This window comes from Achromobacter marplatensis (genome assembly GCF_002209535.1).
Lineage (GTDB): Bacteria > Pseudomonadota > Gammaproteobacteria > Burkholderiales > Burkholderiaceae_B > Achromobacter > Achromobacter marplatensis.
In genome coordinates, this window is the sequence record NZ_NJIG01000023.1 from 64,263 (window position 1) to 81,493 (window position 17,231).

General features: G+C 66.9%; 17 protein-coding genes. 2 read left to right on the plus strand and 15 right to left on the minus strand.

Annotation, left to right across the window (positions count from 1 at the left end; genetic code table 11):
* Positions 1-251 precede the first annotated feature (251 nt).
* Positions 252-1,778 (plus strand): DUF1254 domain-containing protein, encoded by a 1,527-nt coding sequence (locus CEY09_RS29065; RefSeq protein WP_088591260.1) that lies wholly within the window; start codon positions 252-254, stop codon positions 1,776-1,778.
* Between the two features lie 79 nt (positions 1,779-1,857).
* On the plus strand, positions 1,858-2,367 hold the full coding sequence (locus CEY09_RS29070; protein WP_088591261.1) for an acyl-CoA thioesterase: 510 nt from the start codon (positions 1,858-1,860) through the stop codon (positions 2,365-2,367).
* Positions 2,368-2,441: 74 nt separating this feature from the next.
* Here CEY09_RS29070 and CEY09_RS29075 read toward each other — a convergent pair whose 3' ends face one another.
* From CEY09_RS29075 to CEY09_RS29145, 15 genes are all read right to left on the minus strand, one after another.
* Complete coding sequence (locus CEY09_RS29075) at positions 2,442-3,449, minus strand: sterol desaturase family protein (protein WP_088591262.1); 1,008 nt, start codon at positions 3,447-3,449, stop codon at positions 2,442-2,444.
* 2 nt (positions 3,450-3,451) lie between these two features.
* Complete coding sequence (locus tag CEY09_RS29080; RefSeq protein ID WP_006227323.1) at positions 3,452-4,189, minus strand: polysaccharide deacetylase family protein; 738 nt, start codon at positions 4,187-4,189, stop codon at positions 3,452-3,454.
* A 202-nt stretch (positions 4,190-4,391) separates the two neighbouring features.
* Positions 4,392-5,372 carry a YVTN family beta-propeller repeat protein gene (locus tag CEY09_RS29085; protein WP_446678360.1) on the minus strand — a complete coding sequence of 327 codons (981 nt, stop codon included), beginning with the start codon at positions 5,370-5,372 and terminating at the stop codon, positions 4,392-4,394.
* A gap of 175 nt (positions 5,373-5,547) precedes the next feature.
* Positions 5,548-6,420 carry a DUF2950 family protein gene (locus CEY09_RS29090; protein WP_088591264.1) on the minus strand — a complete coding sequence of 291 codons (873 nt, stop codon included), beginning with the start codon at positions 6,418-6,420 and terminating at the stop codon, positions 5,548-5,550.
* Positions 6,421-6,425: 5 nt separating this feature from the next.
* Positions 6,426-7,904: a DUF3300 domain-containing protein gene (locus tag CEY09_RS29095; RefSeq protein WP_088591265.1), complete on the minus strand. Its 1,479-nt coding sequence runs from the start codon at positions 7,902-7,904 to the stop codon at positions 6,426-6,428.
* A gap of 118 nt (positions 7,905-8,022) precedes the next feature.
* Positions 8,023-8,238, minus strand: coding sequence for a TOBE domain-containing protein (locus CEY09_RS29100; protein ID WP_006227327.1), 216 nt, complete (start codon positions 8,236-8,238; stop codon positions 8,023-8,025).
* Between the two features lie 69 nt (positions 8,239-8,307).
* Positions 8,308-9,213 (minus strand): ATP-binding cassette domain-containing protein, encoded by a 906-nt coding sequence (locus CEY09_RS29105; protein WP_088591266.1) that lies wholly within the window; start codon positions 9,211-9,213, stop codon positions 8,308-8,310.
* Positions 9,214-9,238: 25 nt separating this feature from the next.
* Positions 9,239-10,066: a MetQ/NlpA family ABC transporter substrate-binding protein gene (locus CEY09_RS29110; RefSeq protein ID WP_088591267.1), complete on the minus strand. Its 828-nt coding sequence runs from the start codon at positions 10,064-10,066 to the stop codon at positions 9,239-9,241.
* 17 nt (positions 10,067-10,083) lie between these two features.
* Positions 10,084-10,746 (minus strand): methionine ABC transporter permease, encoded by a 663-nt coding sequence (locus CEY09_RS29115; RefSeq protein ID WP_088591273.1) that lies wholly within the window; start codon positions 10,744-10,746, stop codon positions 10,084-10,086.
* The gene (locus CEY09_RS29120) at positions 10,746-11,546 is read right to left on the minus strand and encodes a methionine ABC transporter ATP-binding protein (RefSeq protein WP_088591268.1); all 801 of its coding nucleotides are present in this window, start codon (positions 11,544-11,546) and stop codon (positions 10,746-10,748) included. The genes CEY09_RS29115 and CEY09_RS29120 overlap by 1 nt, the downstream gene beginning before the upstream one ends.
* A 28-nt stretch (positions 11,547-11,574) precedes the next feature.
* Positions 11,575-12,810, minus strand: a complete 1,236-nt coding sequence (locus tag CEY09_RS29125; protein ID WP_088591269.1) for an acyl-CoA dehydrogenase family protein — start codon at positions 12,808-12,810, stop codon at positions 11,575-11,577.
* 10 nt (positions 12,811-12,820) lie between these two features.
* The gene (locus tag CEY09_RS29130; protein WP_088591270.1) at positions 12,821-13,408 is read right to left on the minus strand and encodes an ABC transporter permease; all 588 of its coding nucleotides are present in this window, start codon (positions 13,406-13,408) and stop codon (positions 12,821-12,823) included.
* Entirely contained in the window at positions 13,408-14,580 is a 1,173-nt protein-coding gene (gene ssuD / locus CEY09_RS29135) for an FMNH2-dependent alkanesulfonate monooxygenase (protein WP_088591271.1), read from the minus strand. Before ssuD ends, CEY09_RS29130 begins: the two co-directional genes overlap by 1 nt.
* Positions 14,581-14,593: 13 nt before the next feature.
* Complete coding sequence (gene ssuE, locus CEY09_RS29140; protein WP_006227335.1) at positions 14,594-15,187, minus strand: NADPH-dependent FMN reductase; 594 nt, start codon at positions 15,185-15,187, stop codon at positions 14,594-14,596.
* 23 nt (positions 15,188-15,210) lie between these two features.
* Positions 15,211-16,011 (minus strand): MetQ/NlpA family ABC transporter substrate-binding protein, encoded by an 801-nt coding sequence (locus tag CEY09_RS29145; RefSeq protein ID WP_088591272.1) that lies wholly within the window; start codon positions 16,009-16,011, stop codon positions 15,211-15,213.
* Positions 16,012-17,231 lie beyond the last annotated feature (1,220 nt).

A 17,231-nucleotide genomic window follows, 5' to 3' on the forward strand; every position in this document is an offset into this window, starting at 1 on the left:
CTCCTGGTGAATGACGAAAGCCGGAGGCTCGCCCGAATGGAAAAAGCCCTACAACTTCCAAGGATATTTCAACAAGTATATTCCGAACCCGCAGGGCCGTGCCATGGGGTCCGCCCCGCTTCAAGCCGGGATTTGGCAGCGAAATGGGAGTTGTTCGCAGATTTTGGAGGGTCGGCAGGCTGCTACCATTGCCGGCGGCCGGGGCTAGACCGGCCCTGCCCCCCCTTTTTTGCCTGACCGCTGGAGCGCCGATGCGCCGCTTTGCCCCGCTGGCCCTGTCCCTTGCCGCCCTGGCCGGGGCGCCCGCCCCCGCCGCCGCAGCCCCCGCGCGCGCCGCCCTGACGCCGGCCGCCGCCGCCACCGAGGCCGCCCACCAGGCGGCCATGGACGGCTACCTGTATTTCTACCCCCTCGTCACGATGGACCTGACGCGGCGCCAGTTCACGCACCCGTCGCAGGGCGCCCAGGGCGCGCCGTCCAACACGTTCCTGCATGTCCGCACCCTGCCCCAGCCGGGCGCGGCCACGCCCTGGGCCAACCCCGACATGCTGCGCAGCACCGGCTGGCTGGACCTGACGGCCGGCCCCGTGGTGCTGTCGGTGCCGGACACCCAGGGTCGGCGGTACACGCTCACCCTGCTGGACATGTGGACGGACGTGTTCGCCGCGCTGGGCAAGCGCACGACCGGCACGGCCAAGGGCAACACCGTGATCGTGCCGCCGGGCTGGACGGGCACGCTGCCCTCGGGCATGGCGCGCATCGACGCCCCCACGGTGCACGTGTGGGCAAAGGTGCTGATCCAGACCGACGGGCCGGCCGACTACGCCGCCGTCAACGCCATGCAGGACGGGTTCACGCTGACGCCGCTTGCGCAATGGAACCTGCCCGCGCAATCGCAGCGCGTGAAGTCCGACCCGAACCTGGACCTGAAAATCCCGGTGCGCGAACAGGTGGAATCCATGCCCACCGACGCCTTTTTCACCTACGCGGCGGAATTGCTGCGCAAGCATCCGCCGCACGCGACCGACCAGCCTGTGCTGGCGCAGTTGCGCCGGGTGGGCCTGATCGCCGGCAGGACCTTCGAATTCGACCGCCTGGACTACCCCGCCAAGCAAGGGATGCGCCGGGGCCTGCGCGCCGGACGTGAACGCATGGAAGCAGCCGCCGGCGGCACGCTGCGCGCCGTCAACGGCTGGCAGCAGGAAACCGCCAGCGTGGGCGTGTACGGCAGCGCCTATCTGCGCCGCGCGCTGGCGGCCCAGGCCCAGCCGGGGTCGGGCCTGCCCGAAGACCAGATGGTGCTGCTGCTGGCGGCCGACAGCCAGGGTGCGCCGATCGATGGCGCGCACCGCTACGTGCTGCACTTTGAAAGCGGGCAGTTGCCGCCCGCCGGCGCGGCGTGGTCGCTGGCGGCCTATGACGGCCAGGGCATGCCGGTGGCCAACCTGCTGAACCGCTACGCGCTGGGCGACCGCGCGCCCTTGCGCTACAACGCAGACGGCTCGCTGGACGTGCACATCAGCCATGCGCCGCCCGCGCCCGAGGAACAGCCCAATTGGCTGCCCGTTGCGGCCGCAGGCCCGGTGACGGTGCTGCTGCGTGCCTACGAGCCGGGCCCGGCGCTATTGGACGGCTTGTGGATGCCGCCCGCGCTGGTGCGCGACGAACCGCAGCCGGTGGCCCAGGCTGCGCCGGCAGCGGACGCTCCCGTGGCGGAACCGGTGGCCGAGGCGCCGCCCGCCGCGCCGGCCGCGGCCCCCGTAGCGAAGAAACCCTAGGCGCCGCGCGAATGACGGCGCCATGACAGGCGCCTGCCGCTACCATAGGCGTTTTATTTCTGAATGATGAGCGCCCGCCATGGACGACGCCTTTAGCCACCAATTGTCGATGACCATCCTGATGACGCCGGACATGGCGAATTTCTCAGGGAATGTGCACGGCGGAACCATCCTGAAGTACCTGGACCAGGTGGCCTACGCCTGTGCGAGCCGGTACGCCGGCCAATACGTAGTGACCCTGTCGGTCGACCAGGTCGTGTTCCGCGAACCCATCCACGTGGGCGAACTGGTGACCTTCCTGGCGGCGGTGAACTACACGGGACGCACCTCGATGGAGATCGGCATCAAGGTCGTCACTGAAGACATCCGCAAGAAGCTGGTGCGCCACACCAACAGCTGCTATTTCACGATGGTGGCGGTGGACGACAAGGGCGCGCCGACCGCCGTGCCGCCGCTGGCGCCGCGCAACCTGGAAGAGAAGCAGCGCTTCGAGGCCGCCCGCCTGCGCCGCGAACTGCGCCAGGAAATGGAACGTCGCCACGACGAGATCAAGCGCGAGACCACGCACGACACGCCGCCCGCCGGCTGAACCGGTCCGACGAAAAAAAACCGAGCCACGCAGGCTCGGTTTTTTGTTGGCGCAAACCGTTCAGGCCGACGCCGTCAGGCGCGTTCCGCGGCGCCGGGCGGGCTAGGCGGCGCGGAGACGGGATCGCGGTCGCGGCCCACCATGCGTTTGATGCCCAGCCATTGCTGCGACCAGAAGCTGCGGCCGTAGTCGCGTCCGCCCAATTCCGCCTGCTGGTCGTGGATGCCCGTCGGGCCATAGCCCACGCCGAAGCGGGCAGTGCGGAACAGCACGTCCCAGATCGGGAACAGCGCGGCGAAGTTGTAGCCACCCACCGGCCCCGGCGACGATGCGTCGTAGGCAATGGAATGGTGATGGCGGTGAAAGCGCGGGCTGACCAGCAAGCGTTCGCCCAGCGCGCCGAAATGCATGCGCAGGTTGGCGTGCGAGAAGCTCTGCGCCAGCTGGGTAATGGCCACCACGATCACGAATTGAGCGGGCGGCACGCCCACCAGCTGCGACACGAACACGACCAGCACGTCGCGCAGCATGTCGTCCAGCAGGTGGTTGCGGTCGTCGCTCCAGATCGTCATCTGACGCTGGCTGTGATGCACCGCGTGCAACGCCCAGAGCCAGCTGAAACGGTGCTGGGCCCGGTGATAGACGTAGTCCACCGCGTCGAACAGCAGCAGATAGATGATCAGGCTGACCCAGGCCTTGTCCGTCACGCCGGGCCAGTACTGGTCCAGCTGGAACGGCGCAAAGCCCCAGACGTGCAGTTGCCCGAAGATGCTGTCCCAGAACGGGTCAATCGTAAAGAACAGCGCCAGGCGGAACACGCCCAGGCGGTGGATCAGCGTGTACAGCACGTCGATGCCGATCTGGCGGCGGTCGGTGACCGCTTCAACCGGCCGCAGACGCTGCAACGGGCCGAACACCAGCACCAGCACGGCGATCTGCACCAGGCCCACCAGCAGCCACATGGTGGCGTCGTAGCCGTCTTCGATGAAGTTGCTCATCCCCAGGTGAAACAGCGCAGGCTGGATCAGCGTTTCGAAGAGCCATTGCTGGCAGGCCCCGAAGAATTGACTAAGCGTATCCATGATCAGTGATGCGTGGCGATCCAATCGCGGTAAGCGGGATGCGTATTCAAGGTAGCAAAACAATAGCCCTTCTGCTGCAAGCCCACAATCAAGGGCTCGAGCACGGCAGGCGCCCAGGGGTCCTGGCGCGACCAGATGCCCAGATGGGCCAGCAGGATGTCGCCTGGCTTGATGGTGCGCAGCGCCTGGTCCAGCAGCTTGGCATTAGGGTATTTATCGCTGGGCAGCTCGTCGCCCAGGAAGCCGGCGGGCGCCCAGCCCACGTGCTCGAATCCGCACGCCTTGGCCGCCTTCAGCAGCGCGGGCGAGGTCTTGCCGCCCGGCGCGCGGTAGATCGGCAGCATGTTCTGGCCCGTCATCTGATGAAAGCGGGTGGCCGAACGCTTGATCTCGGCGCAATACTGCTCGGCCGTCCATTCCTCGCGCTTGCCCGTTTCCGGGCCGGCGCTGGGCTTGACGCGGAACTTGCCGCCGGGCAGGTCGCCCTGCCAGTAGACGTGGTCGTACGTGTGCGAACCGAAGGCATGGCCTTCCGCCGCGCGCGCCTTCCACCACGGCGCCCACACGTCGTCCAGGCTCGCGCCGTCGGTCTTGGTGCGTTCATTGGCCAGGAAGAAGGTGACTTTGACGTGATGGCGGTTGAGCACATCCGCGATCAACGGCGCCACGCCCATGTGGCCGGTGTCGAAGGTCAGGTAGACCGGCTTGTCGCACGTCGTCGGCGCCGCCGCATTCGCCATCGGAAGAGCAAACGCCAGGACCGCTGCAAGAAGGCTTTTCACTGCAGGGCCGCCCCAAGGTGAAAACGCCCCCTTGGGGGGCAGCAAGCCCGCGACAGCGGGTGCGGCGTGGGGGCCCCTTTTCACCGCCGGGCCGCCCCAAGGTGAAAACGCCCCCTTGGGGGGCAGCAAGCCCGCGACAGCGGGTGCGGCGTGGGGGCCCTTACCTCGTTGGCGCATGGTTCAAGGTCCACACACCGTGGGGTGACTTGCCGACCGACACCTGGTTCACGACCTTCTTCTGCTCAAGGTCCACAACCGTCATCTTGCGCGCCCAGCGCGAGGTGACCAGCAGCGTCTTGCCGTCGGCCAGCACGTCCATGCAGTCGGGGCCGCCGGGCACCGCGAAGGTGTCGGTGACGGTCAGCGTCTGCATGTCGATGCGGCTGATGGAATTGGCGGTGCGGTTGCTGACGAAGAGGTGGCGCTTGTCGCCCTGCGCGCGGAAAGCGTGCGCGCCGGCGGCCGTGGGGATGCGCTTGACCAGTTTGGCGGGGCCGTTGCTGACGTCGTAGGCTTCGACGAACGAGTCGCCGGTCAGCGCCACGAGCAGCGTCTTCTGGTCCGGCGTCAGGAACACGTCGGCCGGGGTCTTGCCGACGGACACCGTCCACTTGGGCGTCTGCGTGGCCAGATCGATGGCGATCAGCTGATCGCTGTCCTGCAGCGTCACGTAGGCCGTGGTGCTTTTCTTGTCGATCATGATGTGGCTGGGCGTCTTGCCCGCCGGGACGCGCTTGACCAGCTTCAGCTCGGCGCCCTTTTCCTGCGGCTGCCAGGCATAGATGTCGATATGGTCCAGGCGGTTGGCCGCCGTGACGAACCACTTCATGTCCGGCGAAAACTGCAGCTGGTAGGGATCGACGATGCCGGTCAGCGTGCGCTGCACGTCGCCCGTCTTGGGATCCATCATCGTGATGGTGTTGCCGGTGGCGTTGGCCACCATCAACGACTTCTCATCCGGGGTCAAGTACAGGTGATGCGGCTCTTTGCCGGTCGGCACGCGCCGCAGTTCCTTGTAGGAAACCGGATCGATGATGCTGACATTGGCGTCCAGGGAGTTCAGGACGAAGATCGGGGCGGATGCCGCCGCTGCGCTAAGCGCCATCCCTACGCCGGCCAGGGCGTAGCGGACAAAATGCAAGGGATTCAATTTCAAGGTCCGACAAGTAAGGATCGGGCACCGATCCCAATGGTCGCCATTTTAGGCACAGCGGCCTTTCAAAAGGGCAACAAGCAGGGGTTTGGCGACAAACGAATGCGCCTGTTGCCGTCCAGCAACAACCCCTGCCCAACGCGTCCCCGTAATCGCCAAAAAATCATTTGGTTCCAACGGGTTGCGCGTCGGCGTCGACCCACGCGCCAGCGGTGATATCGCGTTCGCGCAAGGCCGCTGCACGGGACGCGGATGACGGCCCCAGGTCCGATTCCAGCACCCCGCCTTGCGGGCCGATGACAAAGGTGCCGATGCCGGTGCGTCCGTACTGCGCGGGCCACGCGACGATGCGGTATGCCGTGTCCGGGCTGCCCGGCAACACCTTGAATCGATAACCGGAATAGGCATCCGCCACCGGCGTTTCCGGCCCCATGACGAGCGCGTCCGGCCCAAACGCCTGCTCGGGCGCGCCGGGCACTTCGGGCCAGTACAGGCCGTCCATGCTGCCGGGCCGGCTGACGAGGCGGCTCGCGTAACGGCCCTGGCCCACGCCCTGCATGTACCGGGTCTGCGCCGCCTGCAATTGCTTCAAGGCTTCGATGGCGCTCAATTCATTGCGGCCTATCGTGCGGCGCTGGATTTCCGCTTTGCCCGCCGCCGGGTCGAAGCGCCAGCCCTTGCCCGACTGCACGATCGGCACGGGCATCGTCCAGCCGGAATCTCCCACCGCCAGCCAGGAACGGCCGCCGTCGGCGATGACCTCGTGCTTCTTTGCCCAGGCCGACAGGAAACGGTAGATGTCGTCCTGCGCCACGCCGCCCGGCACGATCTGGTTATGGTTCGGCCCCAGCACCTTGGCCATGGCGGCGGAATCGCTGGTGGCCAGCGCGTCGGCAAAGGCGTCGGCCGCGGCCTGCGACGTCGGATACACGCTTTGCGCCGCCGCCGGCGTGGCCAAGCCCAGCGCCAACAGCGTCGCGGCGCTTAGCGTACGGGCACGAACCCAGGCATTCGTCATGAAAGCTCCCTTGTCCATGGTGCTTACCTCCGGCCGCCGAAATGACCGCCGCCGCCACCCGCACGTCCGCCGCCGCCGCCAGCCCGATGTCCGCCACCGCCGCCGCCCCGATTCATCTCGCTGCGTTGACTCTGCTGGCGCATCCGGTCGCCGTTGCCGGCGTCGTGCAGCGCGCTGCTGCTGTTGGAGGCGCGGGCACGATCGCGGGCGGCGGATTCGTCCGCGCGCTGGCGTTGGGCCGCTGCCTGGCGGTCCTGCGTGGAAACGCTTGAAGAACGCGGCGTTTGCGCGGCGCCGCTTTGCGCCCGGTCGCGGGAGCCCTGCCCGGCGCCTGCGTTGGCGCCTTGTCCACGGCTCGCCGCAGCGTCACCACCCCGGCCCGCCGCACCCTGCCCGCCTCGCCCGGCTGCGCCCTCAGCACCCCGGCCCGCTGCGCCCTGGCCGCGCCCGGCGCCCCGTTCTTCATGACCGGCAATCGATTGCCCCGTGCGCCCCTCGAAAGATTGCGCGGCGCGGTCACGTGCGGCTTCCCGGGAATTCGCGGCGGGCGCGGCGCCGGCGGCACGGCCGCCCTGGCTCTGCCCCAGCCCCTGCCCTTGCCTCTGACCCTGCCCTGCCTGACGGTTCTGCAAACCCGCCTGGCGTTGGCTGTCGAAACGCTGGCGGTTGCCCGCATCCGCATAGGGCGTGTTGCCGCGATTGGCCGGGTTGTGCTGCCACGACACGTTGTTGTTTCTGGCGTTGTCGATCCGGTTATTGACGTTGATGTTGTTGTACCGGTTCACGTCGATATCAACGTCGTTGTGTCCCCAGTTGAAGCCACCCCACATCGAATTCACGGCGGCCACCCCCAGGCCAAAACCGATGCCGGATACGAGCGCGGTCGCAAATACCGAGCCCGGAGGCGGGGGATAGTAATAAGGCGGATACGACGGATAGGACCAAGCCCCGTACACCACCGTCGGGTTGTAGCTGGGCACATAGACCACTTGCGGGTCGGTCGGCTCAATCACCACCACCGTCTTGTTGGTGTCGGTGGTCGTGGACTTCACCGTCTGCTGCGGCGTGCTCTTCAGGTTGCCGGCCTTTTGCGCTTGCGTGCGCAGCCGCTGAACCGAATCCATCACCCCGTCCGGCTGCGCCAGGAAGGCGTCGCCCACGGATTTCACCCAATCGGGTTGACGCCCCATCATGTCCATGACAGACGGAAACGCCACCAGGGATTTGACGCTGGGGTCCCAGCTTTCGCCTTCAACCGCCTTGACCGCCGCATCGCCCGACTCGGACGTATGCGCCGCCGACCATTTGGCCGCAGCGGCAATGTCGTCGGGGTATGTGGCCCCCATTAGGATTTGTGACAGCAGCGAATCCGGGTACAGCGCCACGGGCGCCATCAGCTGATCCAACTGCCCATTGTCCAGCTTGGCCTGCGCCACGGCGGGCAGGCAGACGGCCAGCCCCAGGCATAACCAGCCGATGAACCACCCTTGCAGTCGACGCATGAACCGTTCTCCGTGAAGCAACGCATAAAGCTACAAGCCAGGAGGAAACCGCCGGATAACGCGCTGACAATATATGCCTAACGCCGGCGCAAGGAAAGCGCCGGCGCCGTCGTTGCATTCACAGTTTGGCGACGGACACCTCGGTCGCCTTGACGAAGGCCAGGACTTCAGTGCCCACCTGCAAGTCCAGTTCCTTGACCGAACGCGTCGTGATCACCGACGTCACGATGCCCGCGGGCGTATCGACGTCCACCTCGGACACCACCGGACCCAGGATGATTTCCTTGATCTTGCCGCGGAACTGGTTGCGGGCGTTGATGGATTGAATGCTCATGTCTTGCTCCTGAAAGGGAAAGGGCGGCGCCGTCATGGCGCCATTGCGTGAATGCCAGGCTGCACGGTGCTATACCGCCAGCCGTAAGTGCCGGATCTGGATCACCGGCGCCAAGGGCCGGTCCGCGTCCGGCGGTTCGGGTTCTTTCAACACGGCGCGCAACACGCGCGCCGCCAAGGCGGCAAACGCCGGTGAACCTCGTGCGCGCGGGCGCGCCAGTTCCACCCGTTCGTCGAACACCACCGCGCCGTCATCGATGACGAGGATGCGATCGGCCAGCGCCACGGCCTCGTAGACATCCCGCGTGGCCAGCACGGCCGTGAAGCCGTCGCGCCGCCAGGCCTGTTCGATGGCCGCCTGGGCCTCGATGCGCGTCAGCGCGTCCAGGCCGCCCAACGGTTCATCCAGCAGCAGCAAGCCCGGCCGCCGCGCCAGCGCGCGCGCCAGGGCCACGCGCTGACGCTGGGCTTCGGTCAATTGCGCCGGCCAGTCGCCACCGCGACCGGCCAGGCCCGCTTGCCGCAGCGCCTCGCCGGCCCGGGCCCGCGCGTCGCCCGGCAGGCCCAGCGCCACGTTCTGCCATACGCGCTTCCACGGCAGCAGCCGGGCGTCGGCGAACAACAAGCGCACGCGGTCGTCGCTGGCCCATTGCGGAAAGTTGTCGAACAGCACCGGCGAACGCGCGGGCGGGCCGCCTTGTTCGCCGGTGGGCCGTTCCAGGCCGGCCAGGATCCGCAGCAAAGTGCTCTTGCCCGTGCCCACGCGCCCCGTGACCGCCACGAATTCGCCTGCGGCGATGTCGAGGTCCAGTCCATTGAGCACGCTGCGCGCGCCATGGCGCTTGGCCAGCTTGCGCACGGTGACGCGCAGCGCCCGCCAGCCGTCCTGCCCCGAATCCGGCGCCTCGTCATGCCGGGCGCGCCCCGGCACCTCCAGGTGCTGCAGCAGCTCGAACTCGTTCGGATGGACAAACATGGCCGCGCGCTCCCGCCGGGCAGCCCTAGCGGGCCGCTTCCAGCTTCTGCTGATAATCGGTCTTCACAAAACCGGCGAACGACTTCTCGGTGACCGCCAGGAACTCCCGCGACGCATAGGCCGCAGCAATATCCTTCACATAGGGCTTGTCCAGGTCGGCCGTGCGCACGGCCACCAGGTTCTGGTAGGTAGGCGTGGTCTTCTCAAGCGCCAGCGCCGAGGTCAGCTTCAGCCCCGACGCCAACGCAAAGTTGCCATTCACGAACGAGTAGTCGGTATCGTCCAGCGAGCGCGGCAGTTGCGCGGCTTCAAGCGGAATCAGCTTGATCTTCTTCACATTCACGGCCACGTCCTTCTCGGACACCTGCAAGGGGTCATAGCCTTCGCGCAGCTTCACCCAGCCCAGTTCCTCCAACACCACCAGCGCGCGCGCCTGGTTCGTCGGGTCGTTGGGCACGGCCACGCTGACGCCATCGGGCGCGGCGTCCACGCTCTTGTACTTCTTGCTGTAGATGGCGATCGGTGCGGTAGGAACCTTCACCAGTTCGGACAATTCCAGCTTGTTCTTGGCGGCGAAATTCTTCAGGTAGACCACGTGCTGGAACGCGTTTGCGTCCAGCGCGCCTTGCGCCAGCGCGAAGTTCGGCTGGATGTAGTCGTTGAACTCCACGATCTTGACCGTGTAGCCCTGCTTCTCCAGGATGGGCTTGATGCCCAGCTTGATCTGGTCGCTATAGGGGCCGGCTGTGGCGCCGAACACGATTTCCTTCTTGGCCGGGTCCGCCGCGTGCGCGGCGCCGGCGACGGTCAGCGCGGCCAGCGCCGCGATCAGGGTAGAGCGGGAAAATACCATGGGAGTCCTCATTGGATTCAACGCTTGTCGATGCGGCGCGCGACGGTATTGCCGGCAACCTGGATGATCTGCACCAGCACGACGAGCAGCGCCACCGTCAGCACCATCACGTCGGTCTGGAAGCGGTAGTAGCCATAGCGGATGGCCAGGTCGCCGATGCCGCCGCCGCCCACCACGCCGGCCACCGCCGAGTACGAAAGAAAGCTCACCGCCAGCACCGTCAGCGCCAGCACCAGGCCCGAACGCGCTTCCACCAGCAGCACGCGGCGCACGATCTGCAGCTCGGACGCGCCGGCGGCATGCGCCGCCTCGATCACGCCGCGCGGCACGTCGCGCAGGCACTGTTCCACCAGCCGCGCAAAGTACGGGATCGCCGCGAAAGACAGCGGCACCGCCGCCGCCACGGGCCCGATGGAGGTGCCCGCGATCACGCGCGTGAAGGGCACCAGCGCCACCAGCAGGATGATGAACGGGAACGAGCGCACGGTATTCACCGTCCAGCTCAGCAGCCGATGCACCACGGGGCGGTCCAGCGACTGGCCCGGCCCGGTCAGGAACACCAGCACCCCGAGGGGCCCCCCCAGGAGGATCGACGCCGCCAGCGCGATCGCCAGCATCAGGAAGGTCTGGCCGACCGCCACGCCCAGCTCGGGCAGCAACTGCACAAAGGTATCCAGCATCATGCGACCTCTTCGTAGGGGTGGGTGGCTTCGCGGATGAGTTCGCGTCCCAGCGCGGAAGACAGGTGCACGTTGGCGCCAGAGATCTCGGCCTGCTCCAGCACCTGCCCGTTCTCCATCACGGCCACATGGCGGCACAGGGCGCGCACCACGGCCAGTTCGTGCGTGACGATCACGATGGTCACGCCCAGGCGCTTGTTGATGTCGCGCAGCACGGCCAGCACCGACCGCGTGGTTTCGGGGTCGAGCGCCGAGGTGGGTTCGTCGCACAGCAGCACGGCGGGCTCGCTGGCCAGGGCGCGCGCGATCGCCACGCGCTGCTTCTGCCCGCCCGACAACTGCGCTGGGTAGCTGGCGGTCTTGTCGGTCAGGCCGACGATATCCAGGCAGTCCCGCACGCGCGCGGCGATCTGTTCACGGGTGCGCCCGCCATGCACCCGCAACGGGAAGGCGACGTTTTCAAACACGGTCTCGTTCTGCAGCAGGTTGAACTGCTGGAAGATCATGCCGATGTGCTGGCGCGCGCCGCGCAGTTCGCGCTTGGACAGCGCAGTCAGTTCGGTGCCCGCCACATGCACCGCGCCCGCATCCGGGCGTTCCAGCAGGTTGATCAGGCGCAGCAGCGTGGACTTGCCCGCGCCGCTCTTGCCGATGATGCCGAAGGTGTCGCCGGCGCGGATCGACAGCGACACGTCGCGCACGGCATCGAACCGGCCCGCACGCGTGGCAAACGCCTTGCTGACGGCATCCAGGCGGATCACCGGCTGCGGTACGGCGGGAAGGGGGGAAATCTGGCTCATCGCGAAGTTCCGGTCAGGGTCGGGCGCATCAGGAATACGCGGTGGGTTCGGGAATCTGGTCCAGCAACGCAAAGCGTCCCAGGTCGCGGACCTTGTAGGCCACGGGGTCATGCAACGTGTGCACGCGGGCATTGCGCCAGAAGCGGTCATAGCCGTGGCGCGCGGCGGTAGAGCTGGCGCCCGTCACGTCGAACAGGTCGGAACCGACCTCCAGCGCGGCACGATGGGCCAGCACTTTTGCCTGGGCGCCGGCCACGGCCACCTGCCCGCGCTCGTCCGCCGTCACGGAAGGCCCGCGGGCTAGCGCGCCATCCAGCGCCAGGCCTGCCTGATCGGTCAACGCCTCTGCCGCCCGCACCCGCAGCCAAAATTCGCCGAAGCGCTCCTGCACATAGGGGTCATCGGCATGGCGCTGCACGCCCGACGAAAACCACGGCCGCGCGTCGTCGCGCACATAGCGCCGGGCTTCCTGGTAGGCGCCCTGCGCGATGCCCAGATACAGATTCGTCATGATCAGCTGGGCGATCTGCGAGCGCAGCGTGGCGCGCGGGGTCGGCGTCGTGCCGGGCGCCTGCAGCACGTGGATCGATTCCAGCCGGACGTGGTCGAACCGCACCGTGCCGCTGTCGGTCTGTCGCTGGCCGAATGCGTCCCAGTCCGGATTGACGGTGATGCCGTCGGCCCGCGTCGGCAAGGCCGCGATCAGCGCGGTATCCGACGCCTTGTGCCACGCCGAAATCGTCAGCAGATCCGAGCCGACCGAACCCGAGCTGAAGCCCTTCACGCCGTCCACGCGATAGCCGTCGAGTTCGGCGCGCGCGATCACGCGACGGTCCAGCGGATTCAGCGCATTGCCCCAGAACAGATTGCGCTCGACCGTCGGCTCCAGGAAATAGGCGTGTTGCTCGGCCGTGCCGTAGAGCAGCACGCCGGCGATCTGCAGATGATGGAAGCCGAAGACGTGCGCCAGGGCGCTGTCGGCCTGCGCCAAGCGTCGCACCGCATGCAGCACGGTGGACCAGCTGGCGCCCGCGCCGCCGTAGGCGGTGGGCACCGACAGGCGCAAGAGGCCGCTTGCACGGATCAGTTCGCGCTCGGCGGCCGCGTGCCCGCCCTGACGGTCGCGTTCGACTGCGGTGGCGGCCAGTTGCGCCGCCAAGGCGTCCACCGCGCTTGCGGAGTCCGCCGCCCGCGACGGCGCGGCGCCGGCGGGGTCCGGATGCCTGGCGTCCCGCGCGTCTTGAAGGGATTGAATCTTGGCCATGATTGAGTTCCTAGTAAGCGCCAGCGCGATCCGGCACGAAGGCGGCATCCCAGCGCAATGCGTGGCGCGCCAACACGCGGACGAGCGCATCCGTGGCAAGGGCCAGCAGCGCGTAGAGCAGGATGGGAACGAACGCCGCGTGGCCGCTTCTAGATCCCGTGGTGGCGATATCGACCGTCACCCGCAACACCCAGAACAGCGCCAGCGCCAGGCGCGCGCCGGACAGCACCGCGGGCAGGGCGCCGGGCAGGATCACGTCGCGCCACAGCGGCCAGCCAGCCAGGCCGACCGAACGGCCCATTTCGATAAGCTTCCGATCCCCGGCACGCACGCCCTGCCAGCCGCCCAGCACGGCCCCCAGCAATGCTGCCGCGGCCGCGCCCCACAGGCCGACCCGCAGCGGCGCCCACAGTTCGCCCGAGCCGGCGGCCGAGACCGCGGCTGACAGCACCGCGGACGGCGCCGGCAGGTCACGCGCAAGCGGCCATCCGGCCAGCGACGCCAGTTGCCAAAGCGCCAGCAACCCCGCAGCCGCCACCCAGGGCACAAGCGCCTTGCGCACCGGGCGGTGGCGATGGGAGGGGCTGGCGGCGGCCATCAGCTTGCCGATTCCTTGGGCACCAGTTCAGTCGCCATGACTTCACCGAACGGCCCCGTCAGCACCGTGTTGCCGACCTGACGCTGGCCCTTGCCGGGCAGCAGCGGAAACACCAGTTCGGCAAAGCGGTAAGACTCTTCCAGATGCGGATAGCCGGAGAAGATGAACGTGTCGATGCCCAGGTCCGCGTATTCCTGGATGCGCGCGGCGACCGTCTGCGGATCGCCGACCAGCGCCGTGCCCGCCCCGCCACGCACGAGTCCCACGCCGGCCCACAAGTTGGGGGATATCTCCAGATGCGAACGGCCGCCCTGGTCGTCGCTGAGCTTGCCGCCATGCAAGGCGGCCATGCGGCGCTGGCCTTCGGAATCCATCTTCGAGAATGCAGCTTGCGCGGCGCGCACCGAGTCTTCGCTCAAGTGGCTGATCAGTTCGTCCGCCGCGGCCCAGGCGGCGTCCTCCGTTTCACGCACGATGACGTGCAGGCGGATACCGAAACGCACCGTCCTGCCATGCTTGGCGGCGCGCTCGCGCACGTCCGCGATTTTCCGGGCCACCGCTTCAGGCGGTTCGCCCCACGTCAGGTACACGTCCAGCTGTTCGGCGGCCAACTCATGGGCGGCCTCGGACGAGCCGCCGAAATACAACGGCGGATACGGTTTCTGCACGGGCGGGTAGATGACCTTCCCGCCTTTGGACACCAGTTGCTCGCCCTGAAAGCTGTAGCCTTCGGCCTCGTGGCTGTTTTCCAGGATGCCGCGCCAGATCTTCAAGTAGTCGGCGGTGATCGCGTAGCGTTCGTCGTGGCTGACGAAGACGCCGTCGCCTTCCAGTTCACCAGGGTCGCCGCCCGTCACCACGTTGACCAGCAAGCGGCCTTCGGACAAGCGGTCGAACGTGGCGGCCATGCGCGCCGAGAACTGCGGCGAGCTGACGCCAGGCCGGATCGCCACCAGGAACTTCAGCTTGCGGGTGGCGCCGATCAGGCTGGAGGCCACCACCCAGGCGTCTTCGCAGGACCGGCCGGTAGGCAGCAGCACGCCGTCGTAACCCAGCGTGTCCGCGGCCACGGCCACCTGGCGGAAATAGTCATAGCTTGCGGCGCGCGCGCCTTGGCTGGTGCCCAGGTAGCGTGAATCGCCATGCGTGGGGATGAACCAGAAGACATCCATTGCAAATCTCCGGTCAGACGCTGAAGCCGCCCGCAAGCGCGAGCCGGCCCAGGTCATAGGCTTCATGGGCAACGACGCCGCGCGGCAGCACCTGCTCGGCCAGCCGGTCGACCGAGTCTTCCAGCCGCTCGCGGACGTCATCGTCGATATGGATACTGCCGTCGTCTTCTACCCGCACCTGCTTGTCGGTGGCGTAGACGCCGGCCAGGATGTGCCGCGCGCCCAAGGCGGACAGCACCGGCTTCAAGCCGTACTCCAGCGCAAGCAGATGGGCAGGGCTGCCGCCCGTGGCGATCGGCAGCACGACCTTGCCCGCCAGCGCCTTTTCATCCAGAAGGTCCAGCACGGCCTTCAGGCCGCCGGAGAACGACGCCTTGTAGACCGGCGTCGAAATCAGCACCGCGTCGGCGGTTCCTACGCGCGCCCGCAACGCGCCGGCCGCGGCGCCCGAATAGTGCCCTTCGATCAGCTCTTCGGCCGGGATGTCGCGCAAGCCCAATTCGACGACGCCCAATCCGCGCGAACGCAGCAGGTGAGCGGCGTGGCGCAGCAACGCGGAAGAACGGGAACGCTGTGACGGGCTGCCCGCCAACGTGATGATGCTCATGATGATTCGCCGGAGATCGCGCGTTAGAAAGCGGGGATGAGGGAACCCTTGAATTCCTTCTCGATGTAGGCGCGCACTTCGGGCGACTGGTAGGCCGCCACCAGCTTCTTCACCCAGGGTTGGTCGCGGTCTTTGGTCCGCACGGCGATGAGGTTGGCGTAAGGCCCATCAGCGGCCTCGCGCCCGATCGCATCACGCGCCGGCACCAGACCGGCCTGCTCGGCGTAATCGTTATTGATCGACGCCGCCGTCAAGTCATCCAGCGAACGCGGCAACTGCGCGGCATCCAGCGCCACCAGCTTGATCTTGCGCGGATTCGACACCACATCGAGCGGCGTCGCGGTGTTCTTTTGCTCGGCCTCTGGCTTCAAGGTGATGATCTTGTAGGCCGCCAGCAAGCGCAGGGCGCGGTTGCCGTTGGAAGGATCGTTCTGAATGCCGACCGACGCGCCTTCAGGCAAGTCGTTCAACGATTTGATCTTGCGGGAATAGAAACCTAACGGCGCGGTGACGGTCAGCCCGACCGGAACGATATCGAAGCCACGCGCCTTGATCTGGTTATCCAGGAACGGCTTGTGCTGAAACGCATTGGCGTCGAGGTCGCCGGCGTTGAGGGCAGCGTTGGGGAGCTGGTAGTCGTTGAATTTGACGAGCTTGATGGTCAAGCCGTCACGGGCGGCAACCTTCTGGACCACATCAAAGATCTTCTCCGCCGTGCCGACGGAGATGCCGACGGTGACGGTGTTCTTGTCTTCAGCGTGTGCAGGCGCGGCGAAGGCGATGGCAAGGGTTGAAGCGGCTAACAGGCGAAGCAGCGATGACATGAGGATGTGTCCAGGAGACGGAGTGATTAAGGGATTCTGTCATCGCGGATGGACGGGGAAAAATACTTAGTCGGTATGAAGTTATGTCTTGAGGTGGTGGTGGATACGGGGGTTATCGATTTTTGGAAATATGGGGATATTGCTGGGGGTTCTTAAACGTTTTTGGTTGGGTTGGTATTGATTGTTGGGGGGAGGGTTCTTTTGACGCCCGGTGTGGCGGTGGCCTGGGGTGCGCGGGTCAACGATTGCGGTCCGGAGCCTTCGCTCCGGACTTGCCTCGGCGGCCCCCCCCGTCGTCATCTTCGTCACCGCCTACGGCAGTTCCTTCAGATTCCCTCGGGCTTATCGACTCCCCGCGCACCCCAGGCCACCGCCACGCCGGGCTTCGGTGGTTGAATCTTTACCGTCGCTGGGGAGGGTGCCGTTCTTAAGGTTCTCATCACCGATGGGGGGTGGTGGAGGATCTTGCGGGGCCCGCTCCCGGCCGGCCGCGCGGGCGGCCTTGGGGAGCTTACGCATTGTCTTGCGTCGTGTGGGGGTTCGCTTCGCGTGTGGGTCGGGGTGGGGTGGGCGTTCTTCTGTCCGGTTTTTCCGGTTTGGCATTTCTTGCGAGGTGGTCCTTGCTGGCCCCACAAGGATGTTGTTCGTGTTCCGTAGGATGGGTGGAGTGCGTTCGGGTAGACCCAAGTACGCGGACCTGTGTCGCACGCAACCCATCATCGTCGCAGGCCATCAGATGGGTTGCGCGCGATGGACGTCTCCGTCCTGATGCCGGGTTTGCCGCGCTCCACCCATCCTACGAACGCATAGCCGAAGCCCATGACAGTCTCCCTATTAGACGGGTGGCGCGCGCGCAGATGGAGCTACGCAAACAGCTATCTGCCGCGCGCCACCCGTCGCTCCACCCTCCCCAATTGGGCGCGGGACCACTAGCAAACCGCTCCCCATCTGCGCGCAAGCGACCACACCCCCAAACGACACCAGACGCGTATGCCGATTGGCGCCGCCCGGGCGGCGGCAATTCGGCGGGCCCCGCAGCACTCGTCAGTAAACAGAGGCCTGACTGCGCCGCGATCCAAGACTTCCGCAGCTCGTCGGCGCTGTCGGCGTGACGGCGCGCAACCTTGATGCGCCCGAGGGAATCCGAAGGGAGCCGAAGGCGGACGAGATTCTATGGTTTGGGTCAACCTACACCCGGACGCAGTTTCCCGGGATCGAAG